Genomic DNA, 22,118 nt, shown 5'->3' on the forward strand with positions numbered 1-22,118 from the left:
ATGTACCTGATCAACGGACAGCTCCACACCGACTGCACCTTCGACGCCGCACTGCAACAGCTTGACCTGGATTTGCCACAACGGTTGGCCAAGGCGCTGGACACGGCGATCGTCCTTGACGCAGCGGCCACCTTTGCCGCACGCCTGCAGAACCCGGACCTGGCATTGCCCCTCGACGCTGAACAACGCCAGTCGCTGATCGAGTTCTGCCAACCGGATGCGCTGCGGCAAAAGCTTGAGCGCGAACTCGGCGAACAACCGGGCAGCCTGCGCCGCTTCGATTATCGTCAGCCGCGCTTCGAGCGCTGGAGCCCACTGGGCCTGGTGGTTCACATCACCCCCGGCAATGCGCCGCTGCTGGCGTTCTGCGCCGTGATCGAAAGCCTGCTGGCCGGCAACGTCAACTGGTTGCGCCCCAGCAGCAGCGACCAGGGCCTGACGGCGCGATTGCTCCACGCTTTGACGCAGTGTGATGCGACCGGCCAGATCGCGGGGCATGTCGCGGTCGTTCCGGCAACCACCGCCCGGATCGGCCAACTCTGCCAACGCGCAAACGGCGTGTCGGCGTGGGGAGGCGAATCGGCGCTGCAAGCCATCCGCCAGCAACTGGCACCCGGATGTCGCTGGATCGACTGGGGCCACCGTATCAGCTTCGTCTACCTGACACCGGCAGCGGTCACACCGGCGGCCCTGGACGCCGTGGCCGATGAAGTCTGTCGCCTTGACCAGCAGGCCTGCTCCAGCCCGCAATGGCTGCTGGTGGACAGTGACGACGAAAGCACCCTGCGTTCCATCGGCGAAGGCCTGGCCGAGGCGTTCGAACGCCGCGCCCGACACTGGCCGGCCCTGTTGCCTTCGGTTCAGGAAGCCTCGGAAATCACCACCCGCACGGCGATGGCACGCCTGGCTTACAGCTTTGCCGGGGCCACCGGTCATGTCTGGCAGGCACCGGACTGGCGAGTCATCTGGACCCACGACCCGCAACTTGGCCCCTCCCCCCTGTTTCGCAGCCTGTTGCTCAAACCACTGCCACGCACGCAGCTCACGGACACACTGTTGCCTTGGCGAAACGTGCTGCAAAGCGCCGGTCTGATCTGCACTGAACACGACATCGCCGAGCTGGCCCAGACGCTGATTGCCGCAGGCGTCACACGAGTCACCCCGGTACACGCGATTCACGACGGCTACGAAGGCGAACCCCACGATGGCGTTTATGCCTTGCAACGCTTGAGCCGACGCGTGTCGGTCAGCCTGCCGGGCACCACGCTGGCAACCCGCGCCACGCTCGACCCTGTGCCGACGTTTCCCGGCGTGACCGACTGGCCGATCATGAGCAAAGACGTCTTTGTCACCCGCCCGATCCACCCGGCGGCCCGGTTGTACTTCCGTTCCGGCGGCAGCAGCGGCACTCCTGCGCTGTCCGGCTACAGCTACCGGGATTTCGATCGGCAGATGCGCGCCAGCGCCGACGGCTTGTTCGCGGCCGGTCTCGACCCGAACCGGGACCGGGTGATGAACCTGTTCTTCAGCGGCGGGCTGTACGGTGGATTCTTCAGTTTTTCCAAGGTGCTGGAACTGCTGGGTGTCACACACCTGCCGATGGGCGCACCGGCCGATGACGACTATCGCGACATCGCGCAGTTGATCATCGATCAGCGCGTCACCGTACTGGTTGGCATGCCCAGTACTCTGCATCGTTTGTTTCTCAACGAGCAGGCACGGCTGCGGGACTATGGCGGGATCGAAAAGGTATTTCTCGGTGGCGAACACCCTGGCGAACAAAGCCTTGCGCTGATGCGCGACTGTGGTGTCAGGCTCATCCGTTCGGCCGTTTACGGCAGTGTCGATGCCGGGCCGCTCGGCCACGCCTGCCCGGCCACCGGCGATGGCGTGTTCCATTTGATGAGTGATATCCAGCATCTGGAAATTGTCGAATTCGACGCCGATCGACCAGTGACCGGTAGTGAAACCGGACGCCTGGTATTCACCTCCATCGAACGGGAGGGTCAGGACGTCCAGCGCTACGACGTCGGTGACAGCGGCCGCTGGCTGCCCGGCAATTGTGACTGCGGCCTGCCCACTCCGCGCTTCGAACTGTTGCAGCGGCACGGCAGACTCGTGCGCATCGGTACGGACTTCATCTGCCTGTCGCAACTGGCAGAGCATCTGCAGAGCGATTTTCAGTTGATCCTCGAACATGCTCCGGACGGCCTGGAACGCATGCGGTTTCGCAGCCCACGGCAACCCGATGATGTTCAGCATCGCCTGTCGGGCTATCCGACGCTGGCCACGCTCATCCAGACAGGCCTGCTGACGGTAGAGGTGGAAGTCTGCGGCAGCACCGAATTCACCCGCAACAAACACAGCGGCAAGACGCCGCTGCTGATCGACAATCGGGGCATTGGTCCCGGCGCAAACAGGCAAGGAGCCAATGATGAACACACGATTTGAACTGGAAGAACTGGTGACGTTTGCGCGACAGCATTCAGACTTCTATGCACGCCATTTTGCCGGGCTTCCCCGGCAGATCCCATCGCTGGAAAAACTGCCGGTGATTGACCCCGTTCAATACTGGAAAGGCAGTCATGACCTCGACCAATGGCCTGTCCTGACCGCGCCGCTGAATGACGCGCTGATCTTCAAAACGGGAGGAAGCACCAGTGCCGGGAAGTTTTCACTGTTCCGGCGCGAGGAGTGGCGAACACTGGTGACGGACTTCGGTCGCAGCCTCGACGCGCAGTTGAGCACCGGGGACCGGGTCGCCAACCTGTTTTTTGTCGGGGATCTGTATGCCAGTTTTATCTTCACTCACGATGCGCTGACGCATATGGAAATCGAGGTCGTCGAGTTTCCGTTCACCGGCCATGTCGCCTCGGGCGCCCTGGCCGATGCGATTGCCCGGCACCGGATCAACGTGCTGGCAGGTGTGCCCGCCCATCTGCTGACCTTCGCAGCCTGGCTCGAGCAACAAGGTCAAGTCCTCGAAGGCGTCACCACCCTGCTCTACGCCGGCGAAAGCCTGTTTGACGCACAGTTGCAACGACTCAGGCAGGTGCTTCCCAATGCCCGTGCAGCCTCTATCGGCTACGCCAGCGTGGACGCCGGGTTCATCGGAGCCAGCCATCGTGACTGCGACCTGGGAGAACATCGGGTCCCCGAACGCCACGCTGTGCTGGAAATTCTCGATGAGCAGACCGGCGAAGTGATCGAGGAATGCGACCGTGTCGGACGCCTGGTGATAACCAACCTGACACGCCGGTTGATGCCTTTGATTCGCTACCCGGTCGGCGACCGGGCCTGCTGGCGAGAGCCGAGCGGGACATCCCGGCGCAAGTTCGCGCTGATGGGTCGTTGCGCCGACAGCCAGCGAATACGGGTGGGTATTCTGACCCTGCTGCCGCAGGCGATCGGCGAGACCGTGCGGCGGGTCACCGGGAGCGATGATTGGCAACTGGTGATCGAGCAGGATGAGGCGATGGATATCCTGCGCCTGCACTGGGCACCGAACGCCATGACTCCGGCAATGGCTGAAACCGACCTGACGCTGCACCGTGCATTGATCGAAGACTATCCGTTGATCGAGCAACTGAGCGCCGATCACTTGCTGGCGTTGCGGGTTCGCTGCTGCCCGGTTCAGGAACTGGTACGTCATCCACGCTCCGGCAAACGTCAGCGCGTGCTGGACCGGCGCGACTATAACGCCTCTGGCAAGGAGCGTTGCTGATGGAATCGATTACGCTGCGAGGTTACCGCGCCAGTGACGCCGCCGCCGTGAGTCGTCTGTTCAGAAAGATCTATGGCGATCATTACGCCCAGCCGCATGTCTATCTGCCCCGCATGATCAGTCAGAACCATGCCGACGGCCACTGGCACTCGTTGGTGGCGGTGACGAAGGATCAGGTGGCGGGACATGCCACGTTGATTCTCGACCAGGGATCGTCCGTCGCCGAACTGGCGCTGAGCGTGGTCGATGAACAGTTCCGTGGTCGGAACATCGCTACGCGACTGAGCCGACATTTGCTGATCCATGCGCAGGCGCTCGGTTATCAGGGGGTCACGATCAAGCAGATGACCCATCACCCCTACACGCAGAAAATGGCCACCAGTCTTGGTTTTCACAACACCGGTCTCCTGCCCGATCATGCTCCGTCGCCCTTTGGCGCGGCCGGGACGGAATCGCTCGTTTTGGGTTACGCCCCCGTCGATGGCTATCGGCGCCCGCTGCCGGCGTTGACGTGGCCGCAGGAATGCCGTGAGTTCATGCAGCGGATGTGCGAGGTGTTCGGAACGCGGTTGAACGTTTCGCCCTGGATCGGCGCGCCGGCGCAGCTGAAACAGCAATGGGGGCGTTATGACGGGGTCTTCAGCGAAGTCGACGACAGTTTGCTCAAGCAATTGCAGCAACTGCCCGCCCATTGGCTGATATCGATCAGGCTCAGGCTCGCACAGGGTTTCGACAATGCCTGGCGCCGGCTTTCGGCGATCGGGTTCGTATTCACCGGAATGGCGCCCGATGGCCGGGGTGAGGGATGGCTGGCGCTGTTTCATCGCGGATTCCAACCCAGGCCCCTGACCCTGCATTGCCCACAGATGCAGCGCTTGCATGACGACATGCAGCACCGGCAACTGACCGCTCCATAAAATGAAAAGGCCCGCTCCGTTCCCGGGCGGGCCTTTTTTCATGCCTTGGCTTTGACACCTTGATCGGTTGGAGGCTTGCGTTCCCCACCCTGACCGTAAGTCTTCAAGTTCTGCAGCACATAGATGGCTTTCTTGTACTCGGGGATCAACGTATTCGCGTACTTGTTACCCTTGAGATTGTTGTTCTGGATGGTTTCCAGCTGCGTCGCGAAATACTCCAGCGCATTGAACTTGGCGTCCGGATCCTTCTGTACGCCGAAGCGATCAAACTTGTCGCCGGCGTTGAGCAACGTCATGGACGTGATCTCGGAAATCAGGCCCCGGCTACGCAACATTGCACTCAGGCTGCCCAACTGCTTGGCTGAAACACTGGTGGGATCGAAACCCTTGATGTTCTTGTGCAGCCCCTGCTTGTCCATCTCCGCCGTATTGATCGCGGTGGGGTCGTTACCGACCAGCGCCAGCATCTGCTTGACCTTCAGGCTTTGAGAAACCGGTTTGCTTGAACTTGCGGTATCTCGAACCAGCAAACCCGCCTTGGGTTGCCAGGCGCCGGTATAACCAACGGTCATGAGCGTGCTCCTTGCGAAAAGAACATGAAAAATATCCTTGTGGAACGTCTTGAATTGCCCGGAGTATCGGCCGGCAAACGAATGCCACCAACCCATTTTTCACTTTTTTACAATTTATGTACATTTCCGATACAAATGAATGCAAGCCCCAGATTTACTGATCCGAAGCCCTTTTCCCGGCTTCAATAAAATCGACTTTTTACTCTAAAAAACGGGCTGGTTAGTTTTAATGTGTCGAGCCTGTTACTGGCCGATCAACGTTCCGGAATTCTTTTAGTACGCCAGTACCTAAAGCTTCCTCGCGTCGCGACGATATGTAAGGGATACCCCTACTGTTTTGCTCCCATCCCCTAATAAGAACGTTGCTCAAGGACCGGTCTCCATGCCCGCATTCCGTACCATTCAGGCTCGCTATACGTTGTTTCTGGTTCTGTTCATCCTGTTGTTGTCGGTCCTGACCGTGGTGGGCATCAGCCAACTGGTCGCCCCCAAACTGCGCCATACCGAAGAGCAAGTCGTGCTCAACCGCATCGCCGAGGTCGCCCAGCAGATCCAGGGCGAACTGAACAAGGTTCAATCGCAGCAACGCAGCATCACCCAGACCATTCCCCTGCTCGACAGCGCCGCCATCGATACCGTGCTGCCGGGGCTGGTGGATCAGTACGGCGAATTGAAAGTGTTCGGCGGTGGTATCTGGCCGTTGCCCGGTCAGCGTGAGGCGGGACGCAACAAGTTCAGTACCTTCTGGCACCGTGACAGCTCCGGCAAGCTCGCCGTGAACACCTTCTGGAACAGCGACGCGGCCCCCAACTACTACGACCAGAGCTGGTACAAGGGCGGCATGCAGACCCCGCGCGGGCAATGCGCCTGGGCCGCTGCCTATAAAGATGATGCGAGCGCCGAGCCGCGCACCAACTGCGCCATGGCCATCCAGAAAAACGGCAGCGCCTGGGGCGTATCGACCATCGATGTGACCCTGGGCTTCTTCAACGACCTGGTGGCGCGCAAGGAAAAAGACCTCAATGCCGAAATGCTGATCGTCGAGGCCGACGGCAAGATCATCAGCAACAGCTCGCGTATCAGCGGCCCGATCGTGTTGAAGAACATCAGCGAACTGGCCGCCGGTTCTACCTTCGCCAGCCAGGTCAAGGCTGGCCTGCAGAATCGCGATCAGGCGCAGCGTGTCGAATTCGACAACAACGGTGAAGCCAGCACCTTCTTCATGCGCCCAATCGAAGGCACACCGTGGTTCCTCGCCACTGCACTGCCGACCAAAATGCTCACCGCGCAACGTGACGACGTACTCAGCAGCCTCAGCCTGTTGCAGATTCCGCTGGTGATCCTGCTGGTGCTGCTGCAGGTCTACGCCATTCGCCAACTGGTTTCGCGCATGAAAGCGCTCAAGGCCAACATCGATTCGCTGTCCAGCGGCGATGCCGACCTGACCCGCCGCATCACCATCCGTGCCGAAGACGAACTCGGTGCCATTGGCCATTCGGTCAACACCTTCATCGCCTATCTGCAAAACATGATCGGCGAGGTCACCCAGGCTACCGGCGCCATGGCTTCAAGCCTCGACAACCTGCAGCGCACCTCGGCACACACCAGCCAGATCCTGCTGCGCCATGCCTCGGAAACCGACCAGACCGTTACCGCCATCAACGAGATGAGCTCCACTGCCGAAAGCGTCGCGCAAAACGCTGCCGAAACCGCGGCGTTTACCCAACGGGCCAACGAAAATGCCGACCGCTCTCGGGTCGTGGTGGGCGAAGCCACCAGCAGCGTCGTCGCGCTGATCGATGAAGTGGCCAGTGCGACGCACAAAGTCGAAAACATGCAGCAGGACGCCCAGCGCATTACCGAGATCCTGGGGGTGATCGGTGCGATCGCCGGGCAGACCAACCTGCTGGCGCTCAACGCCGCCATCGAGGCTGCCCGCGCCGGCGAACAGGGGCGCGGTTTCGCCGTGGTCGCCGATGAGGTACGTGCCCTCGCTGCCCGGACCCAGGCCAGTACCTCGGAAATCAACGAAATGCTGACCCGCCTGACCCAGGGCGTAAGTTCCTCGGTCAGCGCCATGGAAAACACCCAGGCCAGTTGCCAGTCCGCTGCCGACGCCACCGCCCGGGTCACCAGCGGGCTCGACGACATGGCCGGCTCCGTCAGCCATATCAACAGCCTCAGTGCCCAGATCGCCACGGCCGCCGAACAGCAAAGCGCCGTCACCGAAGAAATCAATCGCAGCATGGTGCAGATCCGCCACATGGTGGATGAGCTGGTGCAAAGCGGCCAGGCCAGTGAAACCAATACCCGCCAGCTCCTGGAGGCCAACGGTCGGGTGAGCGCAATCATGGGCCGGTTCAAGGTCAGCTGACGGATTTGTCATCTCGCACTCAGGAGGCTGTCAGCTTTGATCTACGATCATGCTGACAGCCTGCCTTGTATCAACTGGAAACACTCCGTTGATGCCGGGTCGGAAAAACCGGTCAAAATGCGTTCTTTTTGACCGTCACCCGAGTCGAGAACCCTGCATGAAAAACCCTCTGCGTCTGGCCGCCCTGAGCGCCCTGCTCCTTTCCTCCCTGGCGCAAGCCGCCGACCTCATCCCGATCGAAGTCCATCGCGACGCCAACTGCGGTTGCTGCAAGAAGTGGATCAGCCACCTGGAGGCGAATGGCTTCAAGGTCGAGGATCACGTCGAGGCGGACATGAGCTCCTTCAAGCAACAACACGGCGTACCGCCACGCCTGGCCTCGTGCCATACGGCGATCATCAACGGCAAATTCGTCGAAGGCCATGTGCCCGCCGAACAGGTGCTGGCGCTGAGCAAGCGTGACGACCTGCTGGGCGTAGCCGCACCGGGCATGCCGATGGGCTCGCCGGGCATGGAGATGGACGGCATGAGCGATGCCTATCAGGTGATCGGCCTCAAGAAGGACGGTGCCGATGTGGTAGTGGCGGATTACCCGGCCCATTGATGACGGCGGGTTATCTCGGGCTGTTCCTGGCCGCGTTTGGCGCGGCGACGCTGCTGCCGCTGCAATCGGAAGCCGTGCTGGTCGGGCTGCTGGTCAGCGATCGTTACTGGCTGTGGGGGCTGTTGGCTGTGGCGACACTGGGCAATGTCCTCGGTTCGCTGGTCAACTGGTGGCTGGGGCGCGGGCTGGAACGGTTTCAGGACCGCCGCTGGTTTCCGGTCGGCCCGAAGCACATGGCCCGCGCCCGTGTTCACTATCAGCGTTATGGTCACTGGTCGCTGCTGCTCAGCTGGCTGCCGGTCATCGGCGATCCCCTGACCCTGATCGCCGGGGTCATGCGTGAACCCCTCGGGCGCTTTCTGCTGATCGTCACCCTCGCCAAAGGCGCTCGCTACGGGGTGCTGGCGATGCTCACCCTCGGCTGGCTCGGTTGAACGTTCTGCGGTGGACGTTGCCTGTGTTTAACGTCGCCCTAATCCGGCCGTTCCAGCATCGGCCGATTTCCTGTGGAGTTGTCCCATGTCTGTGTCGCTGACCCGCTGGCTGCCCGGCCTGTTGCTGACCGCTGCCCTGCCCCTGCTTGCTCATGCCGAAGGCCCGCAGTACGGCCCGCAATTGCAAGGTTTCGAGTATCCCTACACCCTCAAGCACTTTGCCTTTCAGTCCCAGGGCCAGTCTCTGCAGATGGGTTACATGGACGTCGCCGCCCACGGCAAGGCCAACGGGCGCACCGTGGTGCTGATGCACGGCAAGAATTTTTGCGGCGCGACCTGGGACAGTTCGATCAAGGCCCTGAGCGAGGCCGGTTACCGGGTGGTGGCTCCGGACCAGATCGGTTTCTGCACCTCCAGCAAACCCGAACATTATCAATACAGCTTCCAGCAACTGGCGGCCAATACCCAGCAAATGCTCAAGGCGCTGGGCATTCAGAAAGCCACCCTGCTCGGCCACTCCACCGGCGGCATGCTCGCCACCCGATACGCCCTGCAATACCCGGATCAGGTCGAGCAACTGGCGCTGGTCAACCCGATCGGCCTGGAGGACTGGAAAGCCCTCGGCGTGCCGTGGCGCAGCGTCGATCAGTGGTATCAGCGCGAACTGAAAGTCACCGCCCAGGGTATTCGCGACTACGAGCGCAGCACCTATTACGACGGTCGCTGGAAGCCGGAATTCGACCGCTGGGTGGACATGCTCGCCGGCCTGAGCAACGGGCCGGGCAAGACTCAGGTCGCATGGAACTCGGCGCTGATCTACGACATGATCTTTACCCAGCCGGTGTACTACGAGTTCAAGGATCTGAAGATGCCGACCCTGTTGCTGATCGGCACGTCTGACACAACGGCCATCGGCAAGGACATCGCACCGCCCGAAGTGAAGGCGAAAATCGGTCACTACGAGGTGCTGGGCAAGCAGGTCGCGAAGCTGATCCCGCAATCCACACTGGTGGAATTCCCCGGCCTGGGCCACGCGCCGCAAATGGAAGAACCGACGCAGTTCCACCAGGCGCTGCTCGACTGGCTGAACAAAACCAATCCCGTTCGTTGAGGAGTCAAGGCTGATGGCGGTGCAGATTGCAGTAATCGATGACTGGCAGGACGTGGCGCGGGACGTGGTCGACTGGTCGGTGCTGGACAGTCTCGGTGAAGTGACCTTTGTCCATGAGTACCCGGCGGACAACGCCACACTGGCCGAACGACTGGGCCGGTTCGAGGTGATTTGCGTGATGCGCGAACGCACGCGCTTCGATGAAGACCTGCTCAAGCGTTTGCCGAACCTGAAACTGCTGGTCACGGGCGGCATGCGCAACGCGGCGCTGGACATGCCGGCCGCGGCCCGACTCGGAATCAGGGTCTGCGGCACCGACAGCTACAAACACGCCGCACCGGAACTGACCTGGGCGTTGATCATGGCCGCCACCCGCAATCTGGTGAACGAGGCCAATGCCCTGCGTGCCGGACAATGGCAGCAAGGTCTGGGCGGCGACCTGCACGGCAAGACCCTCGGTATTCTGGGGCTCGGCAGTATCGGCCAACGGGTCGCGCAGTTCGGGCAGGTGTTCGGCATGCGCGTCATTGCGTGGAGCGAAAACCTCACCGCCGAACGCGCCGAACAGGCCGGCGTCACTTATGTCAGCAAGCAGCAATTGTTCGAACAGGCCGACGTGCTGTCGGTGCATCTGGTGCTCAGCGACCGCAGCCGTGGTCTGGTCGATGCCCAGGCGTTGGGCTGGATGAAGCCGACCGCCCTGCTGGTCAACACGGCACGCGGGCCCATTGTCGACGAAGCCGAGCTGATCAAGGCCTTGCAGAAACAACGCATCGCCGGGGCGGCTCTGGATGTATTCGATCAGGAGCCGTTGCCGGCACTGCACCCGTTTCGCACGCTGGACAATGTACTGGCCACGCCTCATGTCGGGTACGTCAGCCGACAGAACTATCAGCAGTTCTTTTCGCAGATGATCGAGGACATTCAGGCCTGGTCGGCGGGAGATCCGCTTCGCCTGCTGAACTGACCTTCGTCCCATTCGCGAGCAACCCCTGCCCGCGAAGCAGCACCCACTGACCGCACGTCCACATTCCTGCACGCACCGCAACAGTGCGCGCACACTTTTCTCGCGCCCGAAAACGTGACTGACCGGTCACCAATTTGCATCATCGATGCCGCCAGACATGCACTTCGTCGGGGCGCGTCTCGTCCCCAAGCCACGGTTTTTGCGACCTCGCAACAGATTGTCGAACAATTCGTCCGATTGCCCTGGCCCGCTCTAGGATCTGGCCTAGACTGGTTTTCGCGAGGCGAAACCGACCGGTCACAACGCGGAAATTTTGTCGAAACTTTTGCTGATCGCGACGGGTCATCTGAAAGACAGGGCCAAAGCGACTGGTTCATTCCTTGCAACGGCCCCTTCACCCATTCTGCTTGCGCGTGTTGGGTAGCGTTCGCTCACCGATGCGTGGCGCGTTTGCGCCCGGCCACAGGACCTGGCCGTGGACATCGCTTGTTCAAGACAAGAATCAGATCAAAAAAGACGGGAGATTCATATGATCAGTGCGGCATTGGAAATTCAGGGAGAACGGGCTCATCAGCCGATGGGTGAATCGAGCACCGTAAGCGTTCCCGGCAGCCGGTCGATCAACGTCCCGAGCACCAAGACGCTGACGCCAGTGGCCAGTCAGAACCCCAACAAGAAGAAAGTGTTGTTCGTGACCTCGGAAATCGCCGATCTGGTGAAGACCGGCGGTCTGGGAGACGTTTCTGCCGCCCTGCCCCGCGCCATGGCGCATCTGCATGATGTCCGGGTGTTGATCCCCGGTTATCCGCAAGTGATGAACAGCGAGAATCCGATCCACATCATCGGTGAACTGGGTGGCCACGCCGCGCTGCCGCCTTGCAAGATCGGGCGCATGGACATGCCTGACGGTCTGGTCATTTATGTGTTGATCTGCCCTGAACTGTATGCCCGCGACGGCGGCCCTTACGGTGCCAACAACGGTCGCGACTGGCCGGACAACCACATCCGTTTCGCCCGACTGGGTCTGGCCGCCGCCGATATCGCCGCCAACCTCGCGCAAATCCACTGGTGCCCGGATCTGGTGCACGCCCACGACTGGCCGGCCGGGCTGGCGCCTGCCTATATGCACTGGCGCGGGCAACGCACGCCGACCCTGTTCACCATTCACAACCTCGCCTATCAAGGCGTGACCAGCCTGGGCTCGTGCCCGGAACTCGGGATCCCCGCCCATGCCCTGCAACAGGAAGGCATGGAGTTCTACGGCAAGATGTCGTTCCTCAAGGCCGGCATGGCCTATTCGAGCCACATCACCACGGTCAGCGCCACCTACGCGCAGGAAATCACCACCCCGGATTTCGGCTGCGGTCTCGACGGTTTTCTCGCCGCCAAGACCCAGCAAGGCTTGCTCAGCGGCATCCCCAACGGTATCGACGAGAGCTGGGACGCCGCCACCGACCCGCACCTGTTTGCGCCGTTTGCCATCGGCGACTGGGAAGGCAAAGCCGTCAACGCCGCCCACGTGCGCGAATTGTTTGGCCTGCAAGACTCCAAAGGCCCGCTGTTTGCCGTGGTCTCGCGTCTGGTCTATCAAAAAGGCCTGGACCTGACCGAAGCCGTGTCGGAATACATCGTCCAGAACGGTGGCCAGATCGCGATCATCGGCCGTGGCGAGCCGGAAGAAGAACAGGCCATGCGCGAACTGGCGCTGCGCTTCCCCGGCCAGATCGGCGTGCGCATCGGCTTCAACGAAACCGATGCCCGACGGATGTTTGCCGGCAGCGATTTCCTGCTGATGCCTTCGCGATACGAACCTTGCGGCCTGAGTCAGATGTACGCCCAACGCTTCGGCTCGTTGCCGGTAGCGCGCAACACTGGAGGGCTGGCCGACACCATCGAAAACGGTGTCACCGGTTTCCTCTTCAACGAATCGACAGCGGACAGCTACCGCGAAGCCCTGGGCCGCGCGTTCAAGGTATTTGCCTTTCCCGAACTGCTCAACGCCATGCGTTGCCGGGCGATGGCGGCACCGTTCAACTGGTGCAAGGCCGTCGAACCCTACGCCGAACTCTACGAACAACTGGTGGCCAAGGCGCTGGGCAAAACGCACCACAAATAACCAGGGAGGTTTTCAACGATGCCGTCACGGACACCTGAAAGCTGGCCCCACGGCGCGATCATGCTGGATGCCGACCACACACAATTCGCGCTGTGGGCGCCGGATGCATTTTACGTCAGCGTCGAGCTGGACAACGGCCAGTCCCTGCCCATGCTGCCCCAGGGCGAGGGCTGGTTTGTCATCAAGACCCACTGCCCTGCCGGCAGCCGCTACCGTTTCAACATTGATGGCGAACTGGAGGTGCCCGACCCGGCCTCCAGGGCGCAGGACGGTGACCTGGACCGTCTCAGCGTGGTGGTCGATCCGCACCTCTATTCCTGGCGCAACACCACGTGGCAAGGCCGCCCCTGGAATGAAGCGGTCATTTATGAACTGCATGTCGGTGCCCTCGGCGGGTTTGCCGAAGTCGAGCAGCATCTGTCACGCCTTGCCGGGCTCGGTATCACCGCCATTGAACTGATGCCGATCGCGCAGTTTCCCGGCGATCGCAACTGGGGCTATGACGGCGTGCTGCACTATGCGCCTCAAGCCAGTTACGGCACGCCGGAACAACTCAAACACCTGATCGACAGCGCCCACGGTTATGGTCTGGCGGTGATCCTCGACGTGGTCTACAACCACTTCGGCCCCGACGGCAATTACCTGCATCGCTACGCCAAGGGCTTTTTTCGCGAAGACAAACATACCCCGTGGGGCGCGGCCATCGATTTCCGTCGTCGTGAAGTGCGGGACTTCTTCGTCGAAAACGCACTGATGTGGCTGCTGGAATACCGTTTCGACGGCTTGCGCCTGGATGCGGTGCATGCCATCGAAAGCCCCGACTTCCTGCCGGAACTCGCACGTCGCATACGTCAGCAGGTCGACCCGTCCCGGCATGTCTGGCTGACCATCGAGAACGAACTCAACCAGTCAAGCCTGCTTGAGGAAAATTACGACGCACAGTGGAACGACGACGGCCACAACGCCCTGCATGTATTACTGACCGGTGAAACCGACGCCTACTACGCGGACTATGCATTGCAACCCACGGAGCAACTGGCCCGCTGCCTGAGCCAGGGTTTCGTGTTTCAGGGGCATATCACCCGCCACGGCGAACCACGGGGCGAACCCAGCGAGCATCTGCCGTCCACCGCCTTCGTGCTGTTCCTGCAGAATCATGACCAGATCGGCAACCGCGCCTTCGGCGAGCGCTTGCATCAATTGGCCGACCCGCGCGCGGTGGATGCTGCGACAGCGTTGTTGTTGCTGTCGCCGATGATTCCCCTGATGTTCATGGGCGACGAATACGCGGCCCAACAGCCATTCCTGTTCTTCACCAGCCACCATGGCGAACTGGCGAAGCGGGTGCGCGAAGGTCGACGCAATGAGTTTGCGGCATTCAGTGCCTTCTCGGATCCGCACAAGCGCGAGCAGATCCCCGACCCCAACGCCGAGCAGACCTTTCACGCCTCACAACCGCGTCTGATGGGTAACGGCACACCTCGGCAACAGACAACACTGGCGCTGTATCGCCGGCTGCTGCAATTGCGCCATCAATACATCATTCCAAACCTGTCCGGCACTCAAGCGCTCGGCGCCCAAGTGCTGGGGCCTGGCGCCGTCAGCGCACGCTGGCGACTGGGCGATGGCAGCGAGCTGCGAATCGACCTGAACCTCAGCGACACGCCAGTGGTCAACCTTCCACAGACCGAATCGGTGTGGCTGTTTCGCCAGCCATCCGACGCCGGCCTGTCGGATGAGGGGCAACTGCCCCCGTATTGCGCGCTCGTCAGCCTCACGGCCGCAACCCCTTTGCTACCCCTGGATGGAGAGCGCCTATGAGCGATGCGCAACTGGAAATTCTCGCCAGCCGAGCCGGCCTTGCCGTCGACTGGATCGACGCCAACGGGCGAGCGCAAAAAGTCGCCCCGGCGGTGCTGCGCAATGTGCTGATCGGCCTCGGTCACCCGGCCGGAACGGCCCAGGAAATCGACGCCAGCCTGCTCGAACTGCAACAGGTACAGGAAAATCGCCAGCTACCGCCGCTGCTCACTGCCGATGTCGGCGTGGGCGTGGATCTGGCCCGCTATTTCGAACCCGAGACCCCATGCGAGATTCACCTTGAGGACGGCTCGCGACTGAGCCTTAAGCTGGATGCCCGGGCCGTGCTGCCCGGCGAGATTCCGGTCGGCTACCAGCAAGTGCACATCGCCGATCAGCAGTTCACTCTCGCCGTGGCACCGCAACGCTGCTTCAGCGTGGGTGACGCGGTGGACAACCCGATCCCTCGCGTGTGGGGGCTGAGCGTGCAGCTTTATGGCTTGCGCCGCCCCGGCGATGGCGGTTTCGGCGACACTCAGGCCCTGGAAGAACTGGCCCGGGTGGCCGGCGAGCGCGGCGCCGATGCCTTGGCGATCAGCCCGCTGCACGCGATGTTCAGCGCCGATACCGGGCGCTACAGCCCTTACTCGCCGTCCAGTCGGCTGTTTCTCAATCCGCTCTACGCGGCGCCGGGTGCCGTTCTCGGTGAGCGTGCGCTGCGCGATGCGATTGAGGCGGCCGGCCTGGCCGATCAATTCAAGCAGCTTGAAGAGCTGCCCCTGACCGACTGGCCGAAAGCGGCCGATGCCAAACTGAAACTGCTGCAAGCCCTGTATGACGGTTTCATCAGCGGCGAACATCCGCTGCATGCCGATTTCTCCAGTTTCCGCGATGCCGGCGGAGAAGCGCTGGAAAACCACTGCCGCTTCGAAGCTATTCAGGAAATGCGTGCCGCCCGTGGCGAAAGTCTCGATTGGCGCCAATGGCCGGAACACTGGCACGACCCGCGCGGCGCCGCACTCGGCGCGTTTGCCGAAGAATACGCCGAGCGCATCAGTTATTTCGCGTTCTGCCAATGGCTGATCCACCGTTGCCTGGAGCGCGCCCAGACCGCCGCCTGCAGCGCCGGCATGGGCATCGGTCTGATTGCCGACCTGGCCGTGGGTGCCGACGGCGCCGGCAGCCAGGCCTGGAGTTTTCAGGATGAACTGTTGGCGTCGCTGACCGTCGGTGCACCACCGGACATCCTCAATCGCTCCGGCCAGGGTTGGGGTATCTCGGCGTTCTCCCCGGAAGGTCTGGTACGCAATGGCTTTCGAGCCTTCATCGACATGCTGCGCGCCAACTTCGCTCATGCGGGTGGTTTGCGCATCGACCATGTCATGGGCCTTCAACGGCTGTGGGTGATTCCCAACGGTTCAGCGCCGGCGGACGGCGCGTATCTGTATTACCCGGTGGACGACCTGCTGCGCTTGCTGACCCTCGAATCCCACCGCCATCAGGCGATTGTGCTGGGCGAAGACCTCGGCACCGTGCCCGATGGCCTGCGCGAAAAGCTGATCGCCCGGGCCATGCTCGGCATGCGCGTGCTGTTGTTCGAACAGGACAACACCCATTTCAAACCGATCCTCGACTGGCCGGACAACGCTTTGGCCACCACCAGCACCCACGATCTGCCGACGCTCAATGGCTGGTGGCATGGCCGGGATATCGACTGGAATTCGCGACTCGGGCTGATCGACGCCAACGGCGAAATCGACTGGCGCCGCTACCGCGAACGCGAGCGTGAAGGCCTGCGCGGCGCCTTGAGTCAGGACCCGCAAAACTTTCGCGAGGAATCCCACGAGGCCGATCAGGTAGTCGACGCCGCTGTGCGTTTCCTCGGCCACACCCGCGCGCCGCTGGTGCTGCTGCCACTGGAAGACGCGCTGGGCCTGGACGAACAGGCCAACCTGCCCGGCACCATCGACACTCATCCGAACTGGTCGCGACGCTTGCCCGGCAACAGCGAAACGCTGCTCGATGGCGTCGATGCTGCGCGACGCCTCGAGCTGCTGGCCTGTGCCCGCCTGCAAGCCGCCGAGCGTGACCAATGAGTGCAGTACAAAACCAGACCTTGAGAGCCACGGTGCGCCTGCAGTTTCACAAGGGCTTCACCCTCGATGAGGCGGTGCCGCTGGTGCCGTACTTTGCCCGGCTCGGCATCAGCCATATTTACGCCTCGCCGCTGCTCGCTGCCCGCGCCGGCTCCATGCACGGCTACGACGTGGTCGACCCGACCCGGGTCAATCCCGAACTGGGTGGCGAACCGGCGCTGCGCCGACTGGTCGCGGCCTTGCGCGAACACGAAATGGGGCTGATCCTCGACATCGTCTCCAATCACATGGCAGTGGGCGGCGGTGACAATCCTTGGTGGCTCGATCTGCTGGAATGGGGCCGGCTCAGCCCCTATGGCGAGTTCTTCGACATTCAATGGCACTCGCCCGACCCGTTGATGGAAGGCCAGTTGCTGCTGCCTTTCCTCGGCACCGATTACGGCATTGCGTTGCAGGACGGCACACTGCCGCTGGTGTTCAACGCCGAATCCGGCACCTTCCACGTCGAGCATTACGAGCATCACTTCCCGATCTGCCCCGGCGATTACGGCGAACTGCTCAAGCCCGATGAGCCGGCAAACGAAGCCCTCAAGTCGCTGGCGGACCGCTTCAGCAGCCTCAGCTACCAGACCGATGCCCGCTCGCTGTCAATATCGCTCAAGGAAGAACTCCAGCAACTGGCCAGCGACCCGCACATCCTGCAAGCCATTGAGCACCATCTCACGCGCTACGACTCCAAGACCGAAGACGGCTTCCAGCGCCTGCATCAATTGCTGGAGCGGCAAAGCTATCGTCTGGCGAGCTGGCGCACGGCGGCGGACGACATCAACTGGCGGCGCTTCTTCGACATCAACGAACTCGGCGGCCTGCGGGTCGAGCGGCCTGCGGTATTCGAAGCGACCCACGGCAAGATCTTCCAGTTGATCGAAGAAGGCCTGATCGACGGTTTACGCATCGACCACGTCGACGGCCTCGCCGATCCACGGGGTTACTGCCGCAAGTTACGGCGACGCCTCGATTTTCTGGCACCCGGGCGACACTTGCCGATCTACGTCGAGAAAATTCTCGGGGCTGGCGAAACCCTGCACGCCGACTGGGCGGTGGATGGCAGCACCGGTTACGAGTTCATGAACCAGCTGTCGCTGCTGCAACACGACCCGGACGGCGAACACGTGCTCGGTGACTTGTGGCAACGCCGCACCGAGCGCCCCGCCGCGTTCATCGAAGAAGCCCAACTGGCGCGCCAGCAAATCCTCAACGGTTCTCTGGCCAGCGACTGCGAAAGCGTTGCCCAGGCGCTGTTGCAAGTGGCGCGGGACGACCTGATGACCCGTGACCTCACGCTCGGCTCGATCCGCCGGGTGTTGCAGGCGCTGATCGTGCACTTCCCGGTGTATCGCACCTACATCAGTGCAATGGGTCGTACGACGCAGGACGACGTGTTTTTCCAGCAAGCCATGGACGGTGCGCGTCAGGCACTGAGCGAAAGCGACTGGCCGGTGCTTGAGTCTGTGGCCGGCTGGCTCGGCGGCCAGCCATGGCGGCGCAAACCCCGTGGGCGTTCGCGCAAGCTCCTGCGCCACGCCTGCGTGCGCTTTCAGCAACTCACCTCGCCCGCTGCCGCCAAGGCCGTGGAAGACACCGCGCTGTATCGCTCGGCAGTGCTGCTGTCGCGCAATGACGTGGGCTACAACACCGAACAGTTCAGCGCCCCGGTCAGCGACTTTCATGCGACAAACCAGCAACGCCTGGCGACATTCCCCGACAACCTGCTGGCCACCGCCACCCACGATCACAAACGCGGCGAAGACACTCGCGCACGATTGGCCGTGCTCAGCGAGCGCAGCCACTGGTACGCCGAACAGGTCGAGCTGTGGCGCGCCCTCGCCCGGCCGCTGCGCAATGACGATCAGATGCCGTCGGCCGCTGACGAATTGATCCTCTATCAAGCGCTGCTCGGCAGTTGGCCGCTGCAATTGCGCGGCGATGACCACGGCGGATTCGCTGAGTACGCCAGACGCATCTGGCAATGGCAGCAAAAGGCTCTGCGCGAAGCCAAGTTGCAAAGCAGTTGGAGTGCGCCGAACGAGGCTTACGAAAACGCCGCCCAGTCATTCACCGAGCGGCTGTTGCTGGCGCCCGAAGGCGAGCTGCTGCGCGGGGCGCTGGCCAAGAGCGCCAACAGTATTGCCGCTGCCGGCGCCCTCAACAGTCTGGCGCAAACCTTGCTGCACATGACGGTGCCGGGGGTGCCGGATCTGTATCAGGGCAATGAACGCTGGGACTTCAGCCTGGTGGATCCGGACAACCGCCGGCCAGTGGACTACGCCGCCAGGCAGCAGGCGCTGGAAGCACCCGGGCCGGTTCAGGAACCGCTGGTGAACTGGCGCGACGGACGAGTCAAGCAAGCATTGATCGCCGAGGTGCTGCGCCTGCGCGCCGACTACGCCCAGTTGTTTCGTCAGGGTTCGTACCAGGCCCTCGAGGTGCTGGGCAGCCAGGCGCACAACGTGCTCGCGTTTGCCCGCGAGCACGAGGGGCAACGGGCCATCGTCATCGTGCCGATCCGTTGCGCAACCCTGCTGGAAAACGGTGCCGTGCCGCAGGTCGATGCGCTGCGCTGGGGCGATACGCGGGTTGAATTACCGTTCGCCGCCTCCGACGAAAATCTGAAGGGACTTTTTTCGAGCACCGCAGTCACAAAAAACAGGGAGCTGGAGGTCAGCGCTGCGCTGGGGGACTTCCCGGTCAATCTGTTTATCCAACACTTCTAGAAGCATGAGTTCAGTTCAGGAGCATTGCGATGAGTACCGACGATAAACGCATCCGCGAATTCGCCTATCAGATCTGGGAATCGGAAGGAAAACCCGAGGGTCAGGACGCCCGCCACTGGGAGATGGCGCGCAAACTGGCCGAAGCCGAGGCATTGGCGCCCAAGAAATCGCCGAAAGCCGCCGGCAGTAAAACCGCTGGCAAGACCGCCACCGGCAAAGCCGTCGATGTCAAGGCACCCGCTGCCAAACCCAAGGCCACGACGACCAAGGCCAAGCCTGCCGGTGTCGCCAAAGTGATTCCCCCGGGCGAAAAAGCCACCGAGAAAAAGCCCCGCGCGCCGCGCAAGCCGCCTGCGGTCTGACGCTCCCCGAACCATTGATTTGAGTAACCGTGTGGCGAGTTCGCTCGCCACCGAGGGCTGACTCGTCCTCGAAAAAAACCACCCCCGATTTTTTTGCAGGAGCACCTATGACCCGTCCAAAGAAAGCCGAGCCCGCCGCGCACCCCGAACCCTCGCGAATCCGTGAAGGTCTGCCCTTCCCGCTCGGCGCAACCTGGGATGGTCTGGGGGTGAACTTTGCGCTGTTTTCCGCCAACGCCACCCGGGTCGAACTGTGCATTTTCGACGATGCCGGCGAGGTCGAACTCGAACGCATCGAACTGCCGGAATACACCGACGAGATCTACCACGGCTATCTGCCCGATGCGCATCCGGGGCTGATCTATGGCTACCGGGTCTACGGTCCGTACGACCCGGCCAACGGACATCGCTTCAATCACAACAAGTTGCTGATCGACCCGTACGCCAAACAACTGGTGGGCGAGTTGAAATGGTCCGAAGCGCTGTTCGGCTACACCATCGGCCACCCGGATGCCGACCTCAGTTTCGATGAACGCGACAGCGCGCCCTACGTGCCCAAATGTAAAGTCATCGACCCGGCGCACACCTGGGGCAACGACCATCGCGTCAGCGTGCCGTGGGACAAGACGATCATTTACGAGACCCACGTGCGCGGCATCAGCATGCGCCACCCGTCGGTGCCGGAAAATGTGCGTGGGACGTTTGCCGGGCTGATGGTCGACGACGTGCTCGAACACATCCGCAAACTGGGTGTATCGACCGTCGAACTGTTGCCAATCCACGCTTTCGTCAACGACCAGCACCTGCTGCACAAAGGCATGACCAATTACTGGGGCTACAACAGCATTGCGTTCTTCGCCCCGGACCCGCGCTACCTGGCCAGCGGCAAGATTGCAGAATTCAAGGAGATGGTCGCGCACCTGCACGAAGCCAATCTCGAAGTCATCCTCGACGTGGTCTACAACCACACTGCCGAAGGCAACGAACAAGGCCCGACCCTGTCGATGCGCGGGATCGACAACGCCTCGTACTATCGATTGATGCCGGACGACAAGCGCTTTTACATCAACGATTCCGGTACCGGTAACACCCTCGACCTCAGCCATCCGTGTGTGCTGCAAATGGTCACCGACTCGCTGCGCTATTGGGCCAGCGAAATGCACGTCGACGGCTTCCGTTTCGATCTGGCGACCATTCTCGGTCGCTATCACGACGGTTTCGATGAACGTCACAGTTTCCTGGTTGCTTGCCGCCAGGATCCGGTACTGCGTCAGGTGAAAATGATCGCCGAGCCTTGGGATTGTGGTCCGGGCGGTTATCAGGTTGGTAACTTCCCGCCAGGCTGGGTCGAATGGAACGACAAGTTCCGCGACACCGTGCGCGCCTTCTGGAAAGGTGACGACGGCCAGCTCGCCGACTTCGCCAGCCGCATGACGGCCTCCGGGGAAATGTTCAACCAGCGTGGTCGGCGTCCTTACTCATCGGTGAATTTCGTCACCGCCCACGACGGTTTCACCCTCAACGATCTGGTGTCCTACAACGACAAGCACAACGAGGCCAACGACGAAAACAATCAGGACGGCAGCAACAACAACCTGTCCTGGAACCACGGCGTCGAAGGCCCCACCGACGATCCGGAAATCAATGCGCTGCGCCACCGGCAGATGCGCAACTTCTTCGCCACGCTGCTTTTGGCCCAGGGCACGCCAATGCTGGTAGCCGGCGACGAATTCGCCCGCACCCAGGATGGCAATAACAACGCATACTGCCAGGACAGCGAGATTGGCTGGGTCAACTGGGACCTGAGCGAAGACGGCAAGGCGCTGCTGAAATTCGTCAAGCGCCTGATCAAGTTGCGCCTGGCGTATCCGATCCTGCGCCGCGGGCGTTTTCTGGTCGGCGAATACAACGAAGACATCGGGGTCAAGGACGTGACCTGGCTGGCACCGGACGCCACGGAGATGACCACCGAGCACTGGCACGATGCGCACAACCGTTGTCTCGGCATGCTGCTCGATGGCCGTGCCCAGGAAACCGGCATCCGCCGCAAGGGCGCCGACGCGACGTTGCTGCTGGTGGTCAACGCCCATCACGACATCGTCAACTTCACTTTGCCGGAAGTGCCCGAGGGCAGTTTCTGGACCTGCATGGTCGACACCAATCAACCTTCGATTCGTGGCCAGGAACGCTTCGAATTCGGCCACGAGTACTCGGTCACCGGGCGCTCGCTGTTGTTGTTCGAGCTGCAACGGGAAGAGGAAGACTGA

At 61.9% G+C, this 22,118-nt stretch carries 15 protein-coding genes; 14 read left to right on the forward strand and 1 reads right to left on the reverse strand.

Features of this window, described 5'->3' with window-relative positions:
- Genes J5M72_RS05115 through J5M72_RS05125 form a run of 3 tightly spaced genes read left to right on the forward strand, consistent with a single transcriptional unit; the run spans nt 1 to nt 4,641 of the window.
- Nucleotides 1-2,451, forward strand: a complete 2,451-nt coding sequence (locus J5M72_RS05115; RefSeq protein WP_207864448.1) for an aldehyde dehydrogenase family protein — start codon at nt 1-3, stop codon at nt 2,449-2,451.
- Nucleotides 2,435-3,724, forward strand: coding sequence for an AMP-binding protein (locus tag J5M72_RS05120; RefSeq protein ID WP_207864450.1), 1,290 nt, complete (start codon nt 2,435-2,437; stop codon nt 3,722-3,724). Before J5M72_RS05115 ends, J5M72_RS05120 begins: the two co-directional genes overlap by 17 nt.
- A complete protein-coding gene (locus tag J5M72_RS05125) occupies nt 3,724-4,641 on the forward strand; it encodes a GNAT family N-acetyltransferase (RefSeq protein ID WP_207864536.1) in 918 nt (305 codons plus the stop codon). The genes J5M72_RS05120 and J5M72_RS05125 overlap by 1 nt, the downstream gene beginning before the upstream one ends.
- Before the next feature lie 38 nt (nt 4,642-4,679).
- Here the strand turns inward: J5M72_RS05125 and J5M72_RS05130 are convergent, their stop codons facing one another.
- On the reverse strand, nt 4,680-5,213 hold the full coding sequence (locus tag J5M72_RS05130) for a hypothetical protein (RefSeq protein WP_169430267.1): 534 nt from the start codon (nt 5,211-5,213) through the stop codon (nt 4,680-4,682).
- A 382-nt stretch (nt 5,214-5,595) separates the two neighbouring features.
- Here J5M72_RS05130 and J5M72_RS05135 point away from each other — a divergent pair, with 382 nt between their 5' ends.
- From J5M72_RS05135 to glgX, 11 genes are all read left to right on the forward strand, one after another.
- On the forward strand, nt 5,596-7,587 hold the full coding sequence (locus J5M72_RS05135) for a methyl-accepting chemotaxis protein (protein WP_169430266.1): 1,992 nt from the start codon (nt 5,596-5,598) through the stop codon (nt 7,585-7,587).
- A 157-nt stretch (nt 7,588-7,744) separates the two neighbouring features.
- Nucleotides 7,745-8,191 carry a DUF411 domain-containing protein gene (locus tag J5M72_RS05140; protein ID WP_169430265.1) on the forward strand — a complete coding sequence of 149 codons (447 nt, stop codon included), beginning with the start codon at nt 7,745-7,747 and terminating at the stop codon, nt 8,189-8,191.
- The gene (locus J5M72_RS05145) at nt 8,191-8,625 is read left to right on the forward strand and encodes a YqaA family protein (protein ID WP_169430264.1); all 435 of its coding nucleotides are present in this window, start codon (nt 8,191-8,193) and stop codon (nt 8,623-8,625) included. The genes J5M72_RS05140 and J5M72_RS05145 overlap by 1 nt, the downstream gene beginning before the upstream one ends.
- 85 nt (nt 8,626-8,710) lie before the next feature.
- Complete coding sequence (locus tag J5M72_RS05150; RefSeq protein WP_207864452.1) at nt 8,711-9,736, forward strand: alpha/beta hydrolase; 1,026 nt, start codon at nt 8,711-8,713, stop codon at nt 9,734-9,736.
- A gap of 13 nt (nt 9,737-9,749) precedes the next feature.
- A complete protein-coding gene (locus J5M72_RS05155) occupies nt 9,750-10,703 on the forward strand; it encodes a D-2-hydroxyacid dehydrogenase family protein (protein WP_169430262.1) in 954 nt (317 codons plus the stop codon).
- Nucleotides 10,704-11,232: 529 nt separating this feature from the next.
- Nucleotides 11,233-12,819, forward strand: coding sequence for a glycogen synthase GlgA (gene glgA, locus J5M72_RS05160; RefSeq protein WP_207864454.1), 1,587 nt, complete (start codon nt 11,233-11,235; stop codon nt 12,817-12,819).
- A gap of 18 nt (nt 12,820-12,837) precedes the next feature.
- Nucleotides 12,838-14,640: a malto-oligosyltrehalose trehalohydrolase gene (gene treZ / locus J5M72_RS05165; RefSeq protein ID WP_207864456.1), complete on the forward strand. Its 1,803-nt coding sequence runs from the start codon at nt 12,838-12,840 to the stop codon at nt 14,638-14,640.
- Nucleotides 14,637-16,715 (forward strand): 4-alpha-glucanotransferase, encoded by a 2,079-nt coding sequence (gene malQ, locus J5M72_RS05170; RefSeq protein WP_207864458.1) that lies wholly within the window; start codon nt 14,637-14,639, stop codon nt 16,713-16,715. The genes treZ and malQ overlap by 4 nt, the downstream gene beginning before the upstream one ends.
- On the forward strand, nt 16,712-19,489 hold the full coding sequence (locus J5M72_RS05175) for a malto-oligosyltrehalose synthase (RefSeq protein WP_207864460.1): 2,778 nt from the start codon (nt 16,712-16,714) through the stop codon (nt 19,487-19,489). Before malQ ends, J5M72_RS05175 begins: the two co-directional genes overlap by 4 nt.
- 29 nt (nt 19,490-19,518) lie before the next feature.
- On the forward strand, nt 19,519-19,851 hold the full coding sequence (locus J5M72_RS05180) for a DUF2934 domain-containing protein (RefSeq protein WP_207864461.1): 333 nt from the start codon (nt 19,519-19,521) through the stop codon (nt 19,849-19,851).
- Between the two features lie 107 nt (nt 19,852-19,958).
- Nucleotides 19,959-22,118 carry a glycogen debranching protein GlgX gene (gene glgX / locus J5M72_RS05185; protein WP_169430256.1) on the forward strand — a complete coding sequence of 720 codons (2,160 nt, stop codon included), beginning with the start codon at nt 19,959-19,961 and terminating at the stop codon, nt 22,116-22,118.

This window comes from Pseudomonas sp. 58(2021), assembly GCF_017491585.1.
Lineage (GTDB): Bacteria > Pseudomonadota > Gammaproteobacteria > Pseudomonadales > Pseudomonadaceae > Aquipseudomonas > Aquipseudomonas fluorescens_BT.

Excerpts from the sequence above, each read along its gene's own strand:
- J5M72_RS05115 (WP_207864448.1), top strand. The coding sequence starts at position 1 with ATGTACCTGATCAACGGACAGCTCCACACCGACTGCACCTTCGACGCC.
- J5M72_RS05120 (WP_207864450.1), top strand. The coding sequence starts at position 2,435 with ATGAACACACGATTTGAACTGGAAGAACTGGTGACGTTTGCGCGACAG.
- J5M72_RS05125 (WP_207864536.1), top strand. The coding sequence starts at position 3,724 with ATGGAATCGATTACGCTGCGAGGTTACCGCGCCAGTGACGCCGCCGCC.
- J5M72_RS05130 (WP_169430267.1), bottom strand. The coding sequence starts at position 5,213 with ATGACCGTTGGTTATACCGGCGCCTGGCAACCCAAGGCGGGTTTGCTG.
- J5M72_RS05135 (WP_169430266.1), top strand. The coding sequence starts at position 5,596 with ATGCCCGCATTCCGTACCATTCAGGCTCGCTATACGTTGTTTCTGGTT.
- J5M72_RS05140 (WP_169430265.1), top strand. The coding sequence starts at position 7,745 with ATGAAAAACCCTCTGCGTCTGGCCGCCCTGAGCGCCCTGCTCCTTTCC.
- J5M72_RS05145 (WP_169430264.1), top strand. The coding sequence starts at position 8,191 with ATGACGGCGGGTTATCTCGGGCTGTTCCTGGCCGCGTTTGGCGCGGCG.
- J5M72_RS05150 (WP_207864452.1), top strand. The coding sequence starts at position 8,711 with ATGTCTGTGTCGCTGACCCGCTGGCTGCCCGGCCTGTTGCTGACCGCT.
- J5M72_RS05155 (WP_169430262.1), top strand. The coding sequence starts at position 9,750 with ATGGCGGTGCAGATTGCAGTAATCGATGACTGGCAGGACGTGGCGCGG.
- glgA (WP_207864454.1), top strand. The coding sequence starts at position 11,233 with ATGATCAGTGCGGCATTGGAAATTCAGGGAGAACGGGCTCATCAGCCG.
- treZ (WP_207864456.1), top strand. The coding sequence starts at position 12,838 with ATGCCGTCACGGACACCTGAAAGCTGGCCCCACGGCGCGATCATGCTG.
- malQ (WP_207864458.1), top strand. The coding sequence starts at position 14,637 with ATGAGCGATGCGCAACTGGAAATTCTCGCCAGCCGAGCCGGCCTTGCC.
- J5M72_RS05175 (WP_207864460.1), top strand. The coding sequence starts at position 16,712 with ATGAGTGCAGTACAAAACCAGACCTTGAGAGCCACGGTGCGCCTGCAG.
- J5M72_RS05180 (WP_207864461.1), top strand. The coding sequence starts at position 19,519 with ATGAGTACCGACGATAAACGCATCCGCGAATTCGCCTATCAGATCTGG.
- glgX (WP_169430256.1), top strand. The coding sequence starts at position 19,959 with ATGACCCGTCCAAAGAAAGCCGAGCCCGCCGCGCACCCCGAACCCTCG.